Below are 19,573 nucleotides of genomic sequence, written 5' to 3' on the forward strand. Positions count from 1 at the left end.
GAGAGGGAATAAAAAATTGGGGAGAATGGTGTTTATTACAGGTGGTGTTCGAAGCGGAAAAAGTGCTTTTGCTGAATACTATGCAAAAAAACTATACTCTGTCTATAACAAAAAACAGCTATTGTATATTGCATCGGGTGTAGCGATTGATGATGAAATGCAAGCACGGATTGAACGCCACCAAAAAGATCGTCTGGAAAGTGACATCGTCTGGCAAACAATCGAAGTATCAGATGTATTGCCAAGCCAGCTTGAACAGTTTACTACTGGAACAGTTATTTTATGGGACTGTATTACGACATGGCTTTCGAATGTATTATACAAAACGGAGAATATTCTAGGTCGTAATGAGGCAATACAGCAATATATCGTGACATTTCAACAGCAACTAATGAGTTGGAAAGCAAGCAACGTATCCGTTATTATTGTATCGAATGAAGTATTAGATGAACAAAAATCGCATTATGCAGATGTAGAATTATATAAAAAATTGTTAGGCGAGCTTTCACAATGGCTAGTCGTATTTTGCGATGAAGCATATGAAATTGATCACAAGCACGTGAATCGCTGGAAATAGAGGTGTCATGATGAAAAACTTTGCCACTGGTTTATTGTTATGCTTTCAATTTTTCACTGCAATACCGGTGAAAAAACAGCTACCATTAACAGCAAAATCAGTAACTGCTATGTATGCAAATATGCCATTTCTTGGGCTTCTAATGGGTGTAACCTCTATATGTATTATCCAAATAAATGAACATTTTTTTCATTTTTCAACGCTTTTACTAGCCATCTTATTAATTATTACAAGTATTATCATTACGGGCGGTTTACATGTCGATGGATTAATTGATACAGGAGATGCTTTTTTTTCATACAAAGATCAACAAAAGAGACTAGACATTTTAGATGATCCACGTGTCGGAGCATTCGGAGTACTAACGATTGTATGTGCGTTGTTGTTAAAACTAGGATTCTTTTATGAAGCACTAACTAGGGATGTTCATTTATTCTATTTTATTGCGATTCCATTGCTAGCTCGTCTAGCCATGCTGTTTTATTTTGTAACGATGAAAACGGCAAAAACTACAGGACTTGCTGCCTATTTTAAAGGACTAGTGAATGCGAAACAAATACTTTTAATTTGTACTCTTTTTTTACTTGTATTACTAGGCGTTGCAATTTATTTTGGACAGTGGAATATGTTCATTTTAGCTCTTTTTATGCTTGTCATCATTGTCCTATATCGCCATTGGACGAAGAAAAATTTCGGTGGTATGACAGGGGATTTGTTAGGAGCATTGTATGAAGGGACTGAAATAATATTATGGGCAATGCTGTTACTATTCATTTAATCCGGCACGGAAAAACACAAGCAAACATTGAACGTAAATATATCGGTCATACAGATGAACCACTCGTAAATGTTGAAGCTGTGAATATGCCTTTAGATGCAAAAATAGTGTATGGTAGTGATTTATTACGGTGCAAGCAAACCGCAAATTTATATTTTCCAAACGCAAATTATGTCGCTAATTCCAATTTGCGAGAGTTGGATTTTGGACATTTTGAAATGAAAACATATGAAGACTTGAAAAATGATGCTGAATACAGAGCGTGGGTAACTGATCCTGAAAATGTTACACCACCGGATGGAGAAAGCTTTCAACATTTTAAAAAGCGAGTATTTACTGCTTTAACTGACATTATATGTGAGCAAGGAAATTATACATTTATCATTCATGGTGGTGTCATAAGAGTTTGGCTTGCAGCATTTTTACATAAACCATTTCAAGATGTTACTGCCAAGCATGACACTATTTATACTTGTTCTTGGAAAGAATTTTTCTCATGGAAGGAGGGCACCCAATGCACGTCTATATCGGAGGTGCCTATAACGGTAAAAGAAAGTTTGTAATGGAAAAATTCAAGGGTGATGGACATATTCACCTGTACGATGGGGTATTACCAGAACTAGCTGATTTTCTACCGTCTGATATTGTCATCGTTAGTCGGTTTGAAAGTATTATTGCAAATGCTAGCTTACAGTCTGAAGATCAACTAGTAGATTCAATAATGGAGCGATTATTATTAATTAACAATTGCACAACGTTAATTTGTATATGTACCGATATCGGACGTGGTATCGTTCCACTTGATAGACAACAGCGATTTATAAGAGATACTTGCGGGCGTTTGTACCAAGCGTTATTTGAAAAAAGTAGCACGGTTACACGCATATGGTACGGTCTACCACAGGTGCTGAAAGGAGAATGATTATGAAGCAAGATAAATTACGTTATTTATTATTAGCAGCACTCATATCAGCTATTTGTGTAATTGGAAGCTTTATAAAGGTGCCAGGTTTTATCACAACTGCAGCGCTTGATTCTGCACCTGCCTTTTTATCCGTCTTTTTTTTACCTCCACTCTATGCTGGAGCAGTCGGGACTATTGGCCATTTAGCTACAGCATTAACATCAGGGATGCCACTCGGGCCATTTCATTTATTAATTGCAGTAGAGATGTTTGTCATCGTCTTTATTTTTGCCAAGCTACATCAACACAATTTTAAATGGACAAAGTGGCCATTTTTAATATTGGCTAACGGAATCTTATCCCCGCTGCCGTTTTATTTCCTTATATCACCAGCTTTTTATTTAGGCGCATTACCTTCTCTGTTCGTGGCAACAGTTATTAACGTTGTAATCGTTATGGCTTGTGTGCCAGTTATTAGTCGTGTAAAAAAAATGATGAAATGGGAAACGAGTAAATGAGAAATGCCATTAAAATTGATGCGACAACATTTGTGACAATTGATAATGCGGCTTGTATTGGTGAAAAAGAGGCTGATGTAGTTTATGTACCTAATGAAATTGCCGCCTATTTTACTGCTCGAACTGCTATTTTAGAACAGTGGTGCGCGGGTGCAATGCCGATTCAGTTGCTATTAGCGAATTTTACTAGTGATACTGCATGGGAAGAATATGTTAAAGGCTGCGAACGTGTTTTCCGAGAGATTGGACAAAAAATGCCACCAATTACTGGCTCCTCTGAAACAAATTTTGCTCCTTTACAATCGGGCCTTAGCTTAACAATGATTGGCAAGCAGCAATTTACACCATCAAAAATGCAATGCCGTTTTTTTGTTATTGGCAAACCACTAGTTGGTCAGCAAGTCATCGACCAACCAGAAAATGTTGCTAATTTAGCAGAAATCTATTCTCTTCTATCGACCGGCGTTATTCAGCAAGTTTGGCCAACTGGTTCAAAAGGGATTGGGGCTGAAATAATTTCTTTTGTAGGTGAAAACTTCACATGTGAAATAGATTTAACTCACTCTGCTGGACCGTCAGCAGCAGTACTCGTTGCCGTTCAAGAGCAAAATATTGACAAGCTTTACAGTAAGGTTTCGGCACCGATTACGGAAGTGGCTCCGCGTAATGAAATGTAATATGAATCTGTCAATAAGTCGTTTTATCCATGAAAATAAATATACTTGGAGAAATGCCATCATATCAACGTATAACCATTTGTACAAAAAAGTAAAAAATATAATGCTTGTTGCAGGGTAAACGACTATGATACAATGACAATAGTTTCGAAATATACAATATATAGTGTGTTGTTTAATTAGGTTCTACTATATGTAGATGAAAAGGGAAATCAGTGCAAATCTGATGCTGTCCCCGCAACTGTAATGCTGACGACTGTTTTATGCCACTGAAGTAATTCGGGAAGGTAAACAGGAGAATGAAGCTAAGCCAGGAGACCTGCCTAGTAAAACAAAATGCGCATTTCTTCGGGGGCTAAGAAATGGGAGCAGAGAATGATCATTTTTTCGTCTGCTTCCATTTCATTACATAAGCTACCTTCAAATGCGAAGGTAGCTTTTTTATTATGCAAAAAGGATGTGTCAACGTGGTTGAAGTAGTAGAACAGCAATTATTAGGCCAATTAATCAATGAATTTGGTGAGGAAGACTTAGAAAACTTAATTCGTTTTTCAAGCAAATGGAGTGCAAAAAATGAGCAAGCACCATTTGAGCAATGGATAGAAGCTTGTATTTTAGAAACGTTAAGCTTTATTGATGAGGACGAGCCTTACTGGACATTTGTAGCTGCTCGATTATTACGTGAAAAAATTTATAAAGAGCAGCGACAAAAGCGCGGATATGATGATGTATATGGCCAGTTTAGCCATTTACTTGAAAAGCTTGTTGAAAAGGGTCTTGTTAATCCAGCATTAATAGAAAACTATTCAAAAGAAGAACGAGATGCATTAGGCAAATTAATTGAACCTTCACACGATGAAAAATTTACGTATATAGGTCTTCGAACATTAATGGATCGTTATGTAGTTCGTGATTTTGATGGTACACCAGTAGAGTTACCACAGGAACGATGGTTAGTCATTGCAATGACATTAATGATGAATGAAACTGATGCACGTTTTGATAAAATTGCTGAAGCTTATTGGGCGCTAAGCAATTTATATATGACTGTTGCAACACCGACATTATCAAATGCCGGCAAGACACACGGGCAATTATCGAGCTGCTTTATTGATACAGTCGATGATAGTTTGCAAAGTATTTATGATACGAATACGGACGTAGCGACATTATCGAAGTATGGTGGCGGAATTGGTGTGTATATGGGCAAAGTGCGTAGTCGTGGCTCATCTATCCGAGGCTATAAAGGGGCATCCAGTGGTGTTCTACCTTGGATTAAACAACTGAATAATACAGCTGTGTCAGTTGATCAGTTAGGGCAACGCCAAGGTGCAATTGCAGTTTATTTAGATGTGTGGCATAAAGACATTTTCACATTTTTAGATTTGCGTCTTAATAATGGTGATGAACGAATGCGCGCACACGATATTTTCACGGGTGTTTGTTTACCAGATGTATTTATGGAAACAGTGGAAGCGCGAGGAGACTGGTATTTATTCGATCCACATGAAGTAAAAAATGTAATGGGCTTCTCTTTAGAAGATAGCTATGATGAAGTCAAAGGCGACGGCACATTTAGACAGCGCTATCATGCTTGTGTGAATCATCCTCTATTATCGAAAGAAACTGTACCGGCAATAGATATTATGAAGCGAATTATGCGCTCACAATTAGAGACGGGTGTACCATTTATGTTTTATCGTGATGAAGTAAACCGCAAAAATCCGAATAAGCATGAAGGCATGATTTATAGCTCGAATTTATGTACTGAAATTTTCCAAAATATGTCCGCTACACAGTTTGAATCTATTGAAATAGAAGAAGACATTATCGTGACAAAACGTAAACCAGGTGATTTTGTTGTATGTAACTTATCGTCTATCAACTTAGGACGTGCAGTAATGGAAGATGTTTTACCTCGACTAATTGCAATCCAAGTGCGTATGCTTGATAACGTCATTGAGCTTAATACTATTCCTGTTCCACAAGCTGACCGAACAAATCGTCGTTATCGTGGTATTGGGCTTGGGACATTTGGCTGGCACCATTTACTTGCATTAAAAGGCATTGCATGGGAAAGCGATGAGGCGGTTGCATTTGCAGATTCTTTATACGAGGAAATTGCTTATTTAACGATTCGTGCATCTAATGCACTCGCTCAGGAAAAAGGCGCGTATCCATTATGCCAAGGCTCAGACTGGCATACTGGGCGTTATTTCGAGAATCGTGAATATACGAGTGAAAAATGGCAGGAATTAAAGCAGCATGTCATGACTCACGGGATGCGAAACGGCTATGTAATGGCCATTGCACCGAACTCATCTACTTCGATTATCGCAGGCTCTACTGCAACAATTGACCCGATTTTCCAAAAGAGCTATTCGGAGGAGAAAAAGGACTACAAAATTCCTGTAACTGTGCCTGATTTGAATGCCCAGACAACATGGTTTTATAAATCCGCGTACTTTATCGACCAACGCTGGACAATTAAACAAAATGCGGCACGTGCTCGCCATATTGACCAAGGGGTTTCTTTAAACTTATACGTACAAAATACTATTAAAGCGAAAGATTTACTACAGCTACATTTAGATGCATGGGCAAGTGGAATTAAAACGACGTATTATATCCGCTCGACTTCAGAAGAAATGATTGAATGCGAATCATGCTCTAGCTAAGGAGGAACTATAAGTGCAAGTTACAAAACGAAAAATAATGGATAAAGAAGCACCAAACCGCTCTACATCAATAGTTAACGGTAGGTCTTCCAATATTTTGAACTGGGATGATGTTCGCTTTAGTTGGGCTTATCCTAAATATAAAAAAATGCTCGGTAATTTCTGGACGCCTTTTGAAATTAATATGAGTACAGATGTGAAACAATTTCCTACACTGACTGCTGATGAACAAGATTCATTTTTGAAAATTATTGGACTATTAGCATTACTAGATAGTATACAAACGGATTTTGCAGGGAAAGTAGCGGACTATTTAACGGATTCTAGCTTAAACGCCTTAATGATTATTTTAGCGCAGCAAGAAGTTATTCATAATCACTCTTACTCGTACATTTTATCGAGCTTAGTACCAAAAGATGTACAAGATCAAACATTCGATTTTTGGCGAACAGTACCTGTTTTACAGGAGCGCAATGATTTCGTAATTAAAGGGTATGAGGCTTTTGCTGAGGAAGCGAATGTAGAAAATATGTTACGTGCGATTGTTTATGACGTGATTTTAGAAGGATTATTTTTCTATTCGGGCTTTGCGTATTTCTACCATTTAGCACGCAAGCAAAAAATGGTCGCTACAAGTACGATGATTAACTATATTAACCGTGATGAGCAGTTGCATGTGGATTTATTCGTGAAAATTTATCAGGAGCTGTTAGAGGAATATCCGCAATATAAAACAGCGGAATGGGATGCTGAAGTACAAAAAATCTTTAAAGAAGCAGCGGAATTAGAGGTTGCGTGGGCAAGGGAAGTTATTGGCGATAAAATTGAAGGCCTCGATTGTGAAGATGTAGAGGCTTACGTATACTTCTATGCAAATGTTCGTTGTAATCAGCTTGGCCATGAACGTCCATTTGAAGGCTACCGTAAAAACCCGTTAAAATGGATTAAAGCTTACGAGGAAGTCGACTTAGGGAAAACAGATTTCTTCGAACAACGCTCACGTCAATATACGAAAATTAATATTGAAGATAACGGTTTCGATGATTTATAGTGTTTATTCTTACAATATTTCGATGTAGACAAAGTCTTTGTTAACTTTGTCTACACAAGTTTAGCTACTTGTTGTGCAAACAAGTAGCTATTTTTATGTCTTATCTTATTAATTCTAAAAGCATTGGAAGGATCGAATATTGTTAGAATTGATAATATGGAAAATCCAACCGAATCTGCCCCAACGGAATCCATAAACGACATTTCTTATTACAAGTGTAGGGAAGAACCAAAAGCTACTTCCATCCCACATCCAAATATACGTATTACGATATAAGCAACTTCTTATACCACCTGGACCGTGCTGCCATGTTGGAAATGCTGGCGTAAAATGCGGCGGTGGACCCATTGGCTGTGGGTGTTGCTCTCCTGGTGGCCCTCCATGAGACGGTGGCCCCCCGTGAGATGGTGGCCCTCCAGGAGGAAACGGCATTGGTCCTCCATGTGATGGTGGTCTTGCCGGAAGTGATGGCGTTGGTCCTCCGTGAGAAGGTGGTCTTGCCGGAAGTGATGGCGTTGGACCTCCAGGAGAAGGTGGTCTTGCTGGAGTAGGTAACATTGGCGTAAATTCAGTAGGCAATGGGTCGCTAAATGGATTGAAGCTAGGTGAATCTTCGTCATAAGGATAAAACGGGTAATTATTCAAATGATACTCTCCTTTCTACATAAACTCTTTTTAATTTATGAGGATAGCGTTGAAAGGTGAAAAATGTAGAAACGACAATTTAACATAGCACTATTATTTTCATAGGTGTCGTTTGTGCTGGAATACTTCTGGTAGTAGCGCCATAAATAACGATTAAATTACGATTTGCGGGATTTCCTATAAAGGCTTGAGAATTTGTTAGTAGTAACTGTGTAAACGGTGAAAGATTTAATTGCAATTGACCATCACTACTTATTAGTCGACTATTAAAAAAATCAACTTTTACATTTTGGTGCGGATGATCCTTCACAATAACGAGTGCTTGGTATTGTGGTGGATAAATAAGCGGTACAGGTGCGTTACCATCATAGTAACCAGTTATACGGTCCCCAACAACAATTGTTGTATGATCAACAACATACGTAGTTGGCGACACAACAAAATTGACGATAGCCCCGGAATTGTTTGTTACAGTAAATAATTTATTACAACCCGATTGGTCATTTGGTGTAACCATAAAATCACTAATCTTTGTTACAGTACCATGAAAAGAGTAAAACTGTGTCAATACAATACCCCCATTACAAAGTAAGCATATCTTTATTTAAAATATGCATAACAATAAATTTTGTGTTAGTTTTTGATAATGGCAATGTGTAGAACTCACATCTTCTATTTGTATGAATACAATGGGGAAAATTAAAAAGGATCGATACACATGTCTATTTCTTTTCCAGTTTCTATTCAAACGATGAATGTTTATAGTGACCAACAAAAAGTCGTTTATTATCCGCAAGTTTGCTCTATGCAAAATTTAGAGCTAGAGAAATATATTAATCGTCTCATAGTTCGAGAAACACAACAATTAATTGATAAGCAAGTAGGGAATATGCCTACAATAGTACAAGAAATGCTTGGCTCTTATGAAATCAAAAACAATCAGCGCAATGTACTAAGCCTATCGCTTTCGAACTATACGTATCATTATCACGCAGCACATGGTATGACATATATTAAGTCTCTCACATTTGATTTGCAAAAAGGTGTTTATTGTCAGCTGAAGGATCTATTTAAGCCTGGAAGTGATTATGTGAGAAGACTTTCACTATTAATTCATGAACAAATAAAACAGCGCAACATACAGCTCTTGGAAGATTTTACAGTCATTCGCCCAGACCAAGATTTTTACATTGCAGATAAGGTGCTAGTGATCTATTTCCAACTGTATGAAATAACGCCGTATGTGGAGGGCTTCCCAATGTTCCCAATTTCAGTTTATGATATACAGGATATAATAGATGAAGAGGGCCCCCTTGGAAGAATGGCGCAAAACAATTAGGAAACTAATAGAGTTGGCACATGTATAAGAACTAGGCGCAGAAAACAGCTAATGCTGGTTCCTGCGCCTCTTGCTCTTAGCGTGATTGCATTGTACATATTATCAATAGAATTTGGTTCATCACCAAAAGTCGGGGTTGCTATATGGACACCGCACATACACTTTGAGCGGACGCTTTCCTCGGGCATGGCTTCAGTCTCCTCGTCGTTCGTGCCTCCCTGCTCCTGTCGCTGCGCTTTTGTCGCAAATAAATTTCCTGCGGGGCCCTCAGCTCATGCGACTGCCGCTAACCTTTTGTCACATAAAAAACATTGCTTATCCCGCAGGAAGCTTTGCTCTGTAGCGAAAGGCGCAGCCGACAGCTACAATCGCCGCTCTCCGTTCCATGTGCTAACAATTAATGATAAATCATTCTAGATAATACATTTTGCTAATTTTCATCATATTATAGCGAACAGGCGGTAATATGTGCGTATTGGATAAAATGGCTCTTTATTAAAAATTAGAAGATGAAATTATAAATAAAGCGTTTGTTGATTGGAGTGGAGCCAGCGTGACTCCTTGGGGATTAGCGTCACAGATGAGACCCTGGAGCGAGCATAGCGAGTGAAGCGGCTCATCGGACGCCCCCAGGAAAGCATGCTGGCGCAACGGAAATCACCCCCTAGTTATGATGAAGATACAAGGATTTAGTAAAATATCCTTATACCGTAAATTGTGAAATATAACTACAATCTCGATAATCAGTATTTCGCTTTACGGAAGCCGTTAAATACATCGAGAATATTTGTCACGATGAAGATTGCTACACTAATCCAAATAATCCTTTCGGTGAACAATTCTACTTTAGATGATGTAATCTGCAACGTATCAGCCATATAAGGAATAAATGCTTCATTTAGTAAATGGGGGTTATTAGCTATGAAGATAAATACGATAGTCCCTAATAAATTAACAACTAGATTAACAGCTGCAATCTTTGTAGTCCAATTACGTATTTTAAATTTATAGATGAGCATAGCGTATTGTAAAATAATTAAAAATATAATAATTGGAGCGTAAAAAATTAATGTGTCTTGATTGAAAATTGGTAAAACAAATGTCAAATTACCATTGTCAGCTGTTTGATAAACTCCTACAAGTCGATCTGCATAAAAATAAATGATTGTAAAAAAAGTCATTCCGATAATGCCGAAAATAATGTCACTTAACGGAATTTTTTTATCTTTAGGAATAATTTTTACATTTTTTAAATCATCAGGTGTCCAAGCTTTTTTTTGCGTAATATTTAATCCATCAGTTCGTTCCACAATTACAAAACCAAGTGTAATCCAAAATAACACTTGAAATACGACAGAAACCAGATTAACAGTAGTAACTGTGATGGCATTAATAATTGAAGACAATAGAGCCTCTTCTACACTAATTAATAAAACATTCTCGACAATATGCACAAGAAGAGCAATTACAATTGCCCAAGGAACAACTATTTTGATAGTTCCGATGTAAGTATCGTATAAATTCGGCCCGATTAAATAATTTGGTTTATCTTTGTAGCTTGCAGCAAGTTCTGCTGGACTGCCAAGCTTTGTAAGTGTTTGCTTTATTTCTTCCTCTGTATATTCGTTGGGTAGCATATCTTCTATTGTTGATTTTAGCTCGAGCGCAATATCATCTCGGTTTTTTTCAGGTAATCTGCGTGTCACTTCATAAATATACTTATCAATTAGTTTCATTTTCCGCATCTCCTTTAAATAAAGAATCAAGCTCCAATGTCATCGCAACCCACTCATTTTTTAACTGCTCAAAAATTTCAATACCATATTCACTAATGACATAATATTTTCTAGGTCTGCTTTCTGTTGTATCCCAGCTACTAGTGACAAGCTCTTGTTTTTCTAAACGTCGCAGTAAAGGATATAAAGTACTTTGCTCAATGACAATGCCGGCTAACTCTAATCGTTGGACGAGCGAATAGCCGTATTGCGGTGTTCCTAATTGACTTAAAACAGCGAGTGTTAATGTACCTCGTCGTAGTTCGGTTGTAAAAGATTCGAGTAAAGAACTCATAGCATTATCTCATCTCCTTATACTGTATAACATACACTATTGTACGATATAAAACAATATATGTTACACTTCGTTATGTTAGAAGGCTTTTGTACCAGAAATGCACATAAAAAAACGGAGTAGGGCAGGGCCCACTCCGTTATTTCCTTACGACAAAAGTTAAATGTCTACCACATTGTTTATCCTGTCTATAAGAAAAGCCGTTTATCGCATTAAATGTGCAAGTCGAATCAACCGTAATTTGCTCTGTTGGGATCCCAGCTAGCTCACATTGTTTTTTTACCGTTAATTGATTGTCGATATGGTATTTGTTCGTTGACTCATTATAATACATAAATTGATCTGCATAGCCAAGGGCCTTAAACTTCAAATACACATCCTCATCTACTTCAAATTTATCCTGACTAAGCGCCATACCAATTGTAATGTGCAAATCGCGTGGATTATTGCCTTCAAGAATTACATGTTGCAGTAGTTTAAGTGTTATTTCTTTAACAGACCCTTGCCATCCGCTATGCACAACCCCGATTAGCCCTGTTTTGGCATTCGTCAAAATAACTGGCACACAATCAGCTGTAAAAGAAGTGAGGACGATTCCTTTTTCGTACGTATAAAGAGCATCAGTATCCTCAATTGCTGTATCAAGCGAATAAGCACCTTTTCCTTTATCCGCAGCTGTTACTTTGTAAAAATTTGCACTATGTGTTTGCTGTGTGCAGACGAAATCATCTAGTGTATATCCAATTTGTGCTGCAAGCTCTTGACGATTTTTTTGTACAACATCAATGCTCTGGCAAATATGGAGTGCTGTATTATTTTCTTCGTTTGTGTTTTCCTTTACAGTAATCCCTGCGAGGAAGTTTTCATTGTTAATATACGTTTTCATAATATCACCCGCCCTTACTATACAGCATACGAACTGTAATAGAAATAAAAATCCTCACAAGTTAAGGAGAGCGTAGAAGTAAAAAGTATTACAGCTTACTTTTCATGTTTTTTAGTATATATTGAGAGAATATGAGCCATCTATTAGTAGATTACATTGAGGGGAAAATATATATCTATTAAAGTTGCACATTTGCAACTTTAGTGTTGTAATTAGATGAGGTAATAATCATTATCACCTTTAGTCACTCACGCTAAAAACTATTCCATTGAAAAAGGAGCAGACAAAATGATTACAGTTACAAATCGAATTCAAGTGAAAAAAGGGATGGCAATGAAGATGGCACCTAATTTCACACAACCAGGTCCTCTACAACAATATGAAGGTTTTCATAAAGTGGAAGTTCACGTATCAACTCAATTTGATGAGTATGATGAAATGAATGTTATGATGTATTGGGATAGTATAGAAGCGTTTGAGGTATGGCGCAATAGCGAAGATTTTAAAGCAACGCATAAACGCCCATCTGCTGGCGACGAGCCAAATCCAAACAGCCCTTTAATCAAAAGTTTAATTGTTATTTCAGAAATCGCATCTTCTATTTCGAAATAATGTGAGGAGGTTGTCTCATAATTGAGGCAGCCTTTTGTTTTGAGTTTTATGATGTAATTTTACGCATTAGAAAATAGTTGATAGGGCCGAGGTATGAAATCCTTAGGGCAAGTGTCAAACACATAAGCAGATTTATAGTAAATGGGCTAAGCAAGCACTCATTATGTAATGTTGTTAAATTGTTAAATGAGTAAATTAATAGATATTATAAAAAATACGAATAGTCTATAAAATCGAGAAGTAGCAAGTGTACATCTGTCGGATACTATTTGTGATTCAAAAAGCGTCCACCTGGAGTATAATAATGCGAACGCTTTATAATATTGGTTTACGTTCGTAATTATTAAAGAGAAAGTTATTTGTGTAATTGATTAAAATAGTTTTTTTCATATAAAAATGTTGCTTCGTCACAGCATTTTTTTATTAACCGTTCAATTTCCTTTGTATTTGCTATGATTGGTATGATTGCTTTAACGAACAATGCCTGATCTTTAATAAATTGTTTAACTTCTTCATCTGTCCCCATATGAGCTTTAAAATAAGAACGTGTTCGGTTGCGTTCTAAAATGCTTGAAATGTTTTCCCTTATCATTACATCTGCAATCCACTTATTTAGCCCTTCAGCTATATTTAGAGCAGTTAAATATAAAAATTCAGGAGTTTTCTTCGTAGAAGTTCTTATGTATTTAATATGATAGTCATTTTTCATTGCATTAAATATTATAAAATTAGAGGAATAGTATATTGTTTTTTCTGCAGACTCAATAATGTTATATTCATCAGGCTGTAACATTAACCAAATATTAAACGCAATAATCCACGCATCCTCTTTATTTACCCCACCAGCATGTAAAATATTATTAAACATCGACATTTTTTGTGCAATTTCTTTAAATTGAAATGCTAATGTATCATCCTCAATAAAGAATAAACTTGTTTCAGCTGTAATTGCCGTATACATAGTAAACACCTCATGCTATATTCGTATAGTAGTTATTATAATTGTACATATATTTACTATTATTACAACAATAATCTAGTTACTATAAAGAAACTGAGTCTTAGTAAAATATATTAGTGTGTTGATTTATCTTTTATTGTTGGGGATTATTTGATTTCACTTTAGTCGAATAAAACCTTCAAGTATACTCATTTTATAATTAGTTTGTAAGGAGCCACAAATAATGAATATAGAACAACTTTTTTACGATGGTCAAATACATGCTTGTTACAAGGAGGCAATCGACAATACAGAAGATGTGTTCGCACATCAAGTAATCGAACTTTATGCACGTTTTAATCTAGCTTCTATTCCTCATTTTACTGTTCCTGAGCAGCCAAGTATCGAGCGCGAAAATGAAACATATGTTGAGCAGGATGTAGTGAAAGAAATTCGGGAAATAGCTGATGAAGGAGAGTTTAATGAGTGTATTAAGCATCTAGAAATGACAGCTAAATTCGGGTCAGTCGAAGAAAAAGCACAATCATTTTTCACACAAGCCCAGTTGTTTTTATTTGCACATCAATACGATGAAAGTGTGCATTGTTTTATTCAGGCGGCTAAATGTAATCCTAATCAAGCATTATTTTATGGGATGGCTGCACAGACGATGCAACGCTTTGATTATTCCCCGTTCGAAATACTTGGCTATTTGGAGAGAGCGATTGAGCTAGATGTTGAAAATGCGCGATGGTATTGGAATAAAGCGCTTGTATTGACAGAGTTGTATAAAGATTTGCAGCAGGAGCCGTTTTTAGGACAAGCGTTGATTACGCTAGAACAAGCAATTGCATGCTGCCGACCAGAACAAAAATCATTAAAAATCGCAATTGAAAACACGCTTGAAAATATGCGTGAATATCTTTTCCAATAATCGAGTAATTGAAGTAATTTCATAAATAGTTATTTTGGAAAAGCACCCACGTGGAGCATACGAACGATATAAGTATATGGTTTAATTTCGTTTGTGTTTATAGTGTGAAATTGAAGGTGTAGCTACAGTTAATATTACAATAGTAGCTACGTCTTTTATTTACCAAAACAAAGGATATTTTCGGTTCTGTCTAATATTATTTATTATTAATGCATACACGACAATAATAATTGAACCAATTAAAACAGGTGTAATTAAATAACTCCAGCTATAGCCATTTAATAAAATTATGAGAGGATTTGCTCCAGCAGGGGGATGAACTGTTTTTGTCATCATCATTAGAAAAATAGAAATACATATAGCGAAACTAATAGAAAATGTTGTAGCACCTAGAGTGTTATATGTAATAATGCCAATTGTACTAGTTAACAGATGGCCACCAATAATATTTCGTGGTTGTGAAAAAGGTGCATTCCAAGCGCCAAACACTAACACGCAGCTGCCTGCTAAAGTGGCCATAAGCCATTGCGCACCTGTTAAACTTGTTAAAAGTAGCAATGTACCTATGCTCAAAAAGCCACCTAATGCTGCAGTAAAAGCATCTGCGAAATTTGTACGATGTGATACTTTTTCGCCACCTTTCATTTTTGTAAAATAAGCTTTTAACCAATGATCTTTTTTCTCGGATACTTGTTTTTCAGATAGTATAATTTTTTGCATTATTTGTTCTCCGTCTATTTTATAATAAAAATCCATTTTTTTATTATAACTGCAAAAAATCGTATTAGAAACTAACAATTTCGTGATTGCAAAAAATAATGATTTATTTTTATAGTTAGGAAAGTGCCCAAATGCTAAATGAATGGTACGATAGAGGAGTTATATTTGATTTTAAGGAAGTGTGAAATATGCGTACACAAAAAGAAGTGAATCACTATATTGAAGAGCTAATGTTTTTTTTAACACAAAAAGCAGATGTACAACAATTTGAGGAAACGATTAAAAACAATATAGTGATGAAAAAACAATCTGCTAAAACGGAAGAAGAGTTTTTTGACAGATTGATGCTGAACATTACGTATTTTGTAGAAAATAAAGCGATCTGGGCCAAAATTTTCCGGGATACATACGGTAAAGGACAAGTGCCTAAATTGTCGTATGTCGAAAATGAGATGATAGCGCAGCAAATGCGCATTCGTCAATTTGTTTCAGAAAAAATGGACGAATATACAAAAATGTTCCATAGTCAATATATAGCATTAAAAGTTACAGAAGAGCAGGTTGTGTATGATTATGCTTATGCATCAGTAGAACATTCATTGCGTTTTGATTTTTTAACTTACTTAACGATGCAGCCTCAGGCACAGATTGTTTTAGAAGGAAACTTTGATGAAACATTTAATATTATCGAAGGTTATGTTGCGTATTATGCCGATCAATTTGTCAACCGCATGGAATTAATAGATTAAGGAGAATATTTATGCAATCACCATATAATTTTACACATATAGCCCCGTTAGAGAAGGGCAAGCAGCCTGCGATTTTTCTTCTACATGGGTTGGGAAGTAATGAGCACGATTTGTTGCAATTAGTTGGAGATTTAAAATCGCAATGTCATATTTTCTCGTTACGAGGACCGATTGAGCATTCACCAGGCTTTGCTTTTTATACATTTGAGGAGGAGGGCAAGCCAAACCGTGAAGTTTTTGATAAAGTCGTACAATTTACACGCTTGTTTATTGTAGAGGCAATAAAAGAATATAATTTAGACGAACAAAAAATATATGTAGTAGGCTTTAATCAAGGGGCGGCAATTGCTCAAACATTGGCAGTTGTTATGGGACAGTTAATCCGTGGAACTATTGCACTGAGCGGTTTTATTCCGGAATTTGTAGCAGTTGAATATAATAAACTACCAATGAATAATTCCAAAATTTTTATTTCACACGGTGAATATGATTATGTGTATCCAATCGTTTGGGGAGAAGGCAGTGCGGCTTTCTTCACAGACTTTGGGGCGGACGTAACATTTAAATCGTATCCTGATGGTCATGGCGTTACACCAGAAAACTTAAAAGACCTTGTTGATTTTATAGCACAAGATTTAACGACGACAATTACTAATTAATTAATATTAGGCTGTCCCAAAGTACTTAAAATAAAGCAGGTCGAGAAAAACTAACAAAAATTAAAGTAGAATAAGATAATGAGATTCAAGAAACATTGAGACAATAATATCCAAAATATAATAATAGTCGTAATTGTTAGCAATTTGCCAAATCTAAATAGCGTAGACTGTAGACAAACTCATACAAATTTGAGTTTGCCTACGGTCTTTTTTCTTTTTAGAATAAATAGTAAGAAACCGTTGATTTCCGTTCCAGGCGCTCCCTTTCCACAGGCACGGCTTCAACTAATTTTTGCGGCGGATCGCCGCAAAAATGGATTTTCCGCCCGTGCTGTTCCTGCTGGAGTGTCGCGCCTTCCACTCCAATCAACTTGCATTGGCTAATGATAAAATATTCTACTCTTAACTTGCTGAAAATATTTGAAGTGATGATAAATATGATGACGAAAAAATAAATCATTGAGCGTGTACAACTTGAAATGCTGACAATGGAATAGCTTGTACCGAAAGACCATCTTGTAAGTAAACTAAATTCAGTGATTGATTTCGATTTTTTTTATTAGTAGAAAACTTGTCGATACCAAAGGGTGCATTAAACAGTGATTACTCAAAATTATACTCCAACATTTTACAGAGAGTCAGTTAAACAGAGCTATTATAAAGAGTTCCACTTTTCCCGAATTGCTTTTTCATCGAATGAGCTAAATAAACGGAATTTTTCTTCATCTAAAATCCGGAAATGATGACTCAATACATTTTGCTGTAATTTATAGCCATCACGTTCTTCCACATTTCTCCACCAAATATAGCCACCCATTGTTTTTTCCTTAGGCCGAATTATGACGTTATGTGCTGTTAGTTCGATTACATCCATTGGATCGCCGCCAAAAGTATGTTGTAAAATAGTGCTTTCACGAAAAAGTGCACATACAGCAACAGAAGTTGTCCAACCAGCAGAAATACGTCCTTTTTCAATTTGCACGAGCGTTTTTTTAGAAATGCCGAGAATTTCAGCCATTTTATCTTGTGTGAAGTCATTTTCTGTTCGAACTAATTTTAGTTTTTCAGAAATTATTAAAATTACGTCCTCACGGTTCATTTTGTTCACCTTTTCTATGTAAATTTACTCTTTAATCGTACTTCTCTTAATCGAAAAAGGAAAGTAATTGCATAAAAATGAACAAAACTTTGTAAAGAGAGCTCACTTGAGTAAGGAGACTCGCAGTTTTCAGTTAAATATTTCCAAGCCTATGTTGCGATACAGAGATTGAAATCTCTTACAATAGACACTTATTTTACATATATATCATAAAATTGAGTAAGTGCTATTTCGCCGTGTTCCTCTACAACTATTTCACCATTGAGTTCCATCTTTAAAGATGTCTCTTCCGATTGTATATTGCCATTCTTAAACGTTAAAACAACAGTAACTTTACTAGATTCCACTAATTCTTTCTTGAATGCTTCTTCAAAATCATAGTGTGCAAAAAGCGGTTCCTTCCAAGTACCGGTTACTTTTAATATGTCTGTTGCATCACTTTGTTCATAATGCCATTGTACGTCGCGTAAAATGGATTTAAATAAGTCGTTAATAGTAAAATGTTCATCTTTATAGTGAATGTCTGTTGCACGTAATGTATGTACATCTTGCGAAATAGCAGTTGCTGCATTAGTAGCAGCTGAATTAATACCAGAAGCGGCATTTTTAATATCGTTTAATGTATCATCACACCCACTTAAAAAAATTATCGCCAATGTTATTGATAAATATGAACTAATCCTACGCATAATGTCCCTCCAATAATACGAAAGCTTTCTTTAATCATACTGTTTTAATTGACAAAGTGGGCATGTTGTATGTGAAGATTTTGTAACGAAAGTGAATGTTATAACCAGATTGCCCATTACTTAGTTTGCAATATAAAAAATGGATCATTGTATTCTTAATGAAACTAATTACGGAATAGGGATTTACTGCATAGTCTGTGTGGGAAATGGAGAGTATTGTCTCATCATGATATTGAATAGAGAGGATGAAGTTGGTGAAAATAGACGATGAGATGTTAGAAAAGTTAGGCACTTATTTTGTTTATCATGAAGTATATAGCCGCTATGGAATTACATTTGAAACTTTTGTTGATCGTTGGGTGAGAGGAATATTAGAGCTTTAATGCCCAAGTAGCAACATAAGATGAGGCAATTAAAAGAACATAAATAAAAGCAACTTTGGAAAAAACCAAAGTTGCTCTTTTTTTAAAAGTTTTTTTTGATCCATTCGTTCGCTTCAATCCAGTTGTGAACACGAATGACTTGATTGGGTATTGGTAGTTGATTGTATGGGGTATCAAATAATACGACCGGAATATTTAACTCCTCGGCAATCATCACAGCATTATCATGTTTGTCTTCAAAAAATGCGTGGACACCGTGTTTTTTAGCAGTTTGAATTTTGTCATGACTACCAATAAGCTCGATATGATCATACGGGATGTCATTCGTATGGAACCAATTTTTCGTAATGTCATACACATTTTCACCGCGAGCGGAAATATAAAATAACTCATAACGATTTTGCCAAGCAGTTAATATTGACTTTGCATCACTTGCTAGCTCACTTGCTTCATACATAGATGGCTCATTAGCTTTAAACCAAGTATTAAACTCCGCCCGATTGACAGGGTGAGGGAATGCGCTTAAAAAATCGTATTCTACTACGTCGGCTAATGTAATATTGACATTGTATTGTTTATTAATATGTGGAATGAGTGTTGAAGGACAAGTAACTGTGCCATCAATATCAATGCCAAAGCGCGGTTTCATTGTCATCATTACTACT

25 protein-coding genes and 1 riboswitch are annotated in these 19,573 nt (G+C 36.1%); of the genes, 14 read left to right on the forward strand and 11 right to left on the reverse strand.

The features are described 5' to 3' along the window. Positions 1-25 precede the first annotated feature (25 nt). The 8 genes from AAFN87_RS02660 to AAFN87_RS02695 all read left to right on the forward strand — a co-directional run bounded on the left by AAFN87_RS02660 (position 26) and on the right by AAFN87_RS02695 (position 7,183). Positions 26-577 (forward strand): bifunctional adenosylcobinamide kinase/adenosylcobinamide-phosphate guanylyltransferase, encoded by a 552-nt coding sequence (locus AAFN87_RS02660; protein WP_347789950.1) that lies wholly within the window; start codon positions 26-28, stop codon positions 575-577. 7 nt (positions 578-584) lie between these two features. Beyond that, complete coding sequence (gene cobS / locus AAFN87_RS02665) at positions 585-1,355, forward strand: adenosylcobinamide-GDP ribazoletransferase (RefSeq protein WP_347789434.1); 771 nt, start codon at positions 585-587, stop codon at positions 1,353-1,355. After that, complete coding sequence (locus tag AAFN87_RS02670) at positions 1,328-1,918, forward strand: histidine phosphatase family protein (RefSeq protein WP_347789435.1); 591 nt, start codon at positions 1,328-1,330, stop codon at positions 1,916-1,918. The genes cobS and AAFN87_RS02670 overlap by 28 nt, the downstream gene beginning before the upstream one ends. Then, positions 1,870-2,277, forward strand: a complete 408-nt coding sequence (locus AAFN87_RS02675) for a bifunctional adenosylcobinamide kinase/adenosylcobinamide-phosphate guanylyltransferase (protein WP_347789436.1) — start codon at positions 1,870-1,872, stop codon at positions 2,275-2,277. The genes AAFN87_RS02670 and AAFN87_RS02675 overlap by 49 nt, the downstream gene beginning before the upstream one ends. Before the next feature lie 2 nt (positions 2,278-2,279). Further along, positions 2,280-2,777, forward strand: coding sequence for an ECF transporter S component (locus AAFN87_RS02680; protein WP_347789437.1), 498 nt, complete (start codon positions 2,280-2,282; stop codon positions 2,775-2,777). Beyond that, on the forward strand, positions 2,774-3,454 hold the full coding sequence (locus tag AAFN87_RS02685) for a hypothetical protein (protein ID WP_347789438.1): 681 nt from the start codon (positions 2,774-2,776) through the stop codon (positions 3,452-3,454). The genes AAFN87_RS02680 and AAFN87_RS02685 overlap by 4 nt, the downstream gene beginning before the upstream one ends. A gap of 164 nt (positions 3,455-3,618) precedes the next feature. Next, a riboswitch (cobalamin riboswitch) is annotated at positions 3,619-3,795 on the forward strand. Positions 3,796-3,921: 126 nt separating this feature from the next. Continuing rightward, the gene (locus AAFN87_RS02690) at positions 3,922-6,132 is read left to right on the forward strand and encodes a ribonucleoside-diphosphate reductase subunit alpha (protein WP_481886434.1); all 2,211 of its coding nucleotides are present in this window, start codon (positions 3,922-3,924) and stop codon (positions 6,130-6,132) included. Between the two features lie 13 nt (positions 6,133-6,145). After that, positions 6,146-7,183, forward strand: coding sequence for a ribonucleotide-diphosphate reductase subunit beta (locus tag AAFN87_RS02695; protein WP_347789440.1), 1,038 nt, complete (start codon positions 6,146-6,148; stop codon positions 7,181-7,183). Between the two features lie 114 nt (positions 7,184-7,297). On the opposite strand, the gene AAFN87_RS02700 is transcribed toward AAFN87_RS02695, so the two are convergent. Together AAFN87_RS02700 and AAFN87_RS02705 are read right to left on the reverse strand one after the other, a co-directional pair. Further along, a complete protein-coding gene (locus AAFN87_RS02700; protein WP_347789441.1) occupies positions 7,298-7,828 on the reverse strand; it encodes a hypothetical protein in 531 nt (176 codons plus the stop codon). A 79-nt stretch (positions 7,829-7,907) separates the two neighbouring features. Further along, a complete protein-coding gene (locus tag AAFN87_RS02705; protein ID WP_347789442.1) occupies positions 7,908-8,396 on the reverse strand; it encodes a hypothetical protein in 489 nt (162 codons plus the stop codon). Between the two features lie 150 nt (positions 8,397-8,546). On the opposite strand from AAFN87_RS02705, the gene AAFN87_RS02710 reads away from it, so the two are divergent. Beyond that, on the forward strand, positions 8,547-9,167 hold the full coding sequence (locus AAFN87_RS02710) for a DUF3298 and DUF4163 domain-containing protein (protein WP_347789443.1): 621 nt from the start codon (positions 8,547-8,549) through the stop codon (positions 9,165-9,167). Positions 9,168-9,910: 743 nt separating this feature from the next. On the opposite strand, the gene AAFN87_RS02715 is transcribed toward AAFN87_RS02710, so the two are convergent. From AAFN87_RS02715 to pgeF, 3 genes are all read right to left on the reverse strand, one after another. Beyond that, positions 9,911-10,903: an HAAS signaling domain-containing protein gene (locus AAFN87_RS02715; RefSeq protein WP_347789444.1), complete on the reverse strand. Its 993-nt coding sequence runs from the start codon at positions 10,901-10,903 to the stop codon at positions 9,911-9,913. Beyond that, positions 10,890-11,237, reverse strand: a complete 348-nt coding sequence (locus AAFN87_RS02720; protein ID WP_347789445.1) for a PadR family transcriptional regulator — start codon at positions 11,235-11,237, stop codon at positions 10,890-10,892. Before AAFN87_RS02720 ends, AAFN87_RS02715 begins: the two co-directional genes overlap by 14 nt. A 139-nt stretch (positions 11,238-11,376) precedes the next feature. After that, complete coding sequence (gene pgeF / locus AAFN87_RS02725; protein WP_347789446.1) at positions 11,377-12,123, reverse strand: peptidoglycan editing factor PgeF; 747 nt, start codon at positions 12,121-12,123, stop codon at positions 11,377-11,379. A 288-nt stretch (positions 12,124-12,411) separates the two neighbouring features. Between pgeF and AAFN87_RS02730 the strand changes: the two genes are divergently transcribed. Further along, on the forward strand, positions 12,412-12,735 hold the full coding sequence (locus AAFN87_RS02730; RefSeq protein ID WP_347789447.1) for a heme oxygenase: 324 nt from the start codon (positions 12,412-12,414) through the stop codon (positions 12,733-12,735). 355 nt (positions 12,736-13,090) lie between these two features. Here the strand turns inward: AAFN87_RS02730 and AAFN87_RS02735 are convergent, their stop codons facing one another. Continuing rightward, the gene (locus AAFN87_RS02735; protein WP_347789448.1) at positions 13,091-13,696 is read right to left on the reverse strand and encodes a hypothetical protein; all 606 of its coding nucleotides are present in this window, start codon (positions 13,694-13,696) and stop codon (positions 13,091-13,093) included. Between the two features lie 223 nt (positions 13,697-13,919). Here AAFN87_RS02735 and AAFN87_RS02740 point away from each other — a divergent pair, with 223 nt between their 5' ends. Then, complete coding sequence (locus AAFN87_RS02740) at positions 13,920-14,609, forward strand: O-linked GlcNAc transferase (RefSeq protein WP_347789449.1); 690 nt, start codon at positions 13,920-13,922, stop codon at positions 14,607-14,609. A 159-nt stretch (positions 14,610-14,768) separates the two neighbouring features. On the opposite strand, the gene AAFN87_RS02745 is transcribed toward AAFN87_RS02740, so the two are convergent. Next, positions 14,769-15,254 (reverse strand): HPP family protein, encoded by a 486-nt coding sequence (locus AAFN87_RS02745; protein ID WP_347789951.1) that lies wholly within the window; start codon positions 15,252-15,254, stop codon positions 14,769-14,771. A 263-nt stretch (positions 15,255-15,517) separates the two neighbouring features. Between AAFN87_RS02745 and AAFN87_RS02750 the strand changes: the two genes are divergently transcribed. Together AAFN87_RS02750 and AAFN87_RS02755 are read left to right on the forward strand one after the other, a co-directional pair. Further along, positions 15,518-16,078 carry a DNA helicase gene (locus AAFN87_RS02750; protein WP_347789450.1) on the forward strand — a complete coding sequence of 187 codons (561 nt, stop codon included), beginning with the start codon at positions 15,518-15,520 and terminating at the stop codon, positions 16,076-16,078. Between the two features lie 11 nt (positions 16,079-16,089). Then, complete coding sequence (locus AAFN87_RS02755) at positions 16,090-16,737, forward strand: alpha/beta hydrolase (RefSeq protein ID WP_347789451.1); 648 nt, start codon at positions 16,090-16,092, stop codon at positions 16,735-16,737. 217 nt (positions 16,738-16,954) lie between these two features. Here AAFN87_RS02755 and AAFN87_RS02760 read toward each other — a convergent pair whose 3' ends face one another. From AAFN87_RS02760 to AAFN87_RS02770, 3 genes are all read right to left on the reverse strand, one after another. Next, a complete protein-coding gene (locus AAFN87_RS02760; protein ID WP_347789452.1) occupies positions 16,955-17,197 on the reverse strand; it encodes a hypothetical protein in 243 nt (80 codons plus the stop codon). A gap of 195 nt (positions 17,198-17,392) precedes the next feature. Next, positions 17,393-17,836, reverse strand: a complete 444-nt coding sequence (locus AAFN87_RS02765; RefSeq protein WP_347789453.1) for a helix-turn-helix transcriptional regulator — start codon at positions 17,834-17,836, stop codon at positions 17,393-17,395. Between the two features lie 191 nt (positions 17,837-18,027). Further along, entirely contained in the window at positions 18,028-18,525 is a 498-nt protein-coding gene (locus AAFN87_RS02770) for a 23S rRNA methyltransferase (RefSeq protein WP_347789454.1), read from the reverse strand. 254 nt (positions 18,526-18,779) lie between these two features. On the opposite strand from AAFN87_RS02770, the gene AAFN87_RS02775 reads away from it, so the two are divergent. Further along, complete coding sequence (locus AAFN87_RS02775) at positions 18,780-18,908, forward strand: hypothetical protein (protein WP_347789455.1); 129 nt, start codon at positions 18,780-18,782, stop codon at positions 18,906-18,908. Between the two features lie 82 nt (positions 18,909-18,990). Here AAFN87_RS02775 and AAFN87_RS02780 read toward each other — a convergent pair whose 3' ends face one another. After that, a complete protein-coding gene (locus AAFN87_RS02780; protein WP_347789456.1) occupies positions 18,991-19,566 on the reverse strand; it encodes a 5' nucleotidase, NT5C type in 576 nt (191 codons plus the stop codon). Positions 19,567-19,573 lie beyond the last annotated feature (7 nt).

The organism is Solibacillus sp. CAU 1738, from assembly GCF_039888725.1.
Lineage (GTDB): Bacteria > Bacillota > Bacilli > Bacillales_A > Planococcaceae > Metasolibacillus.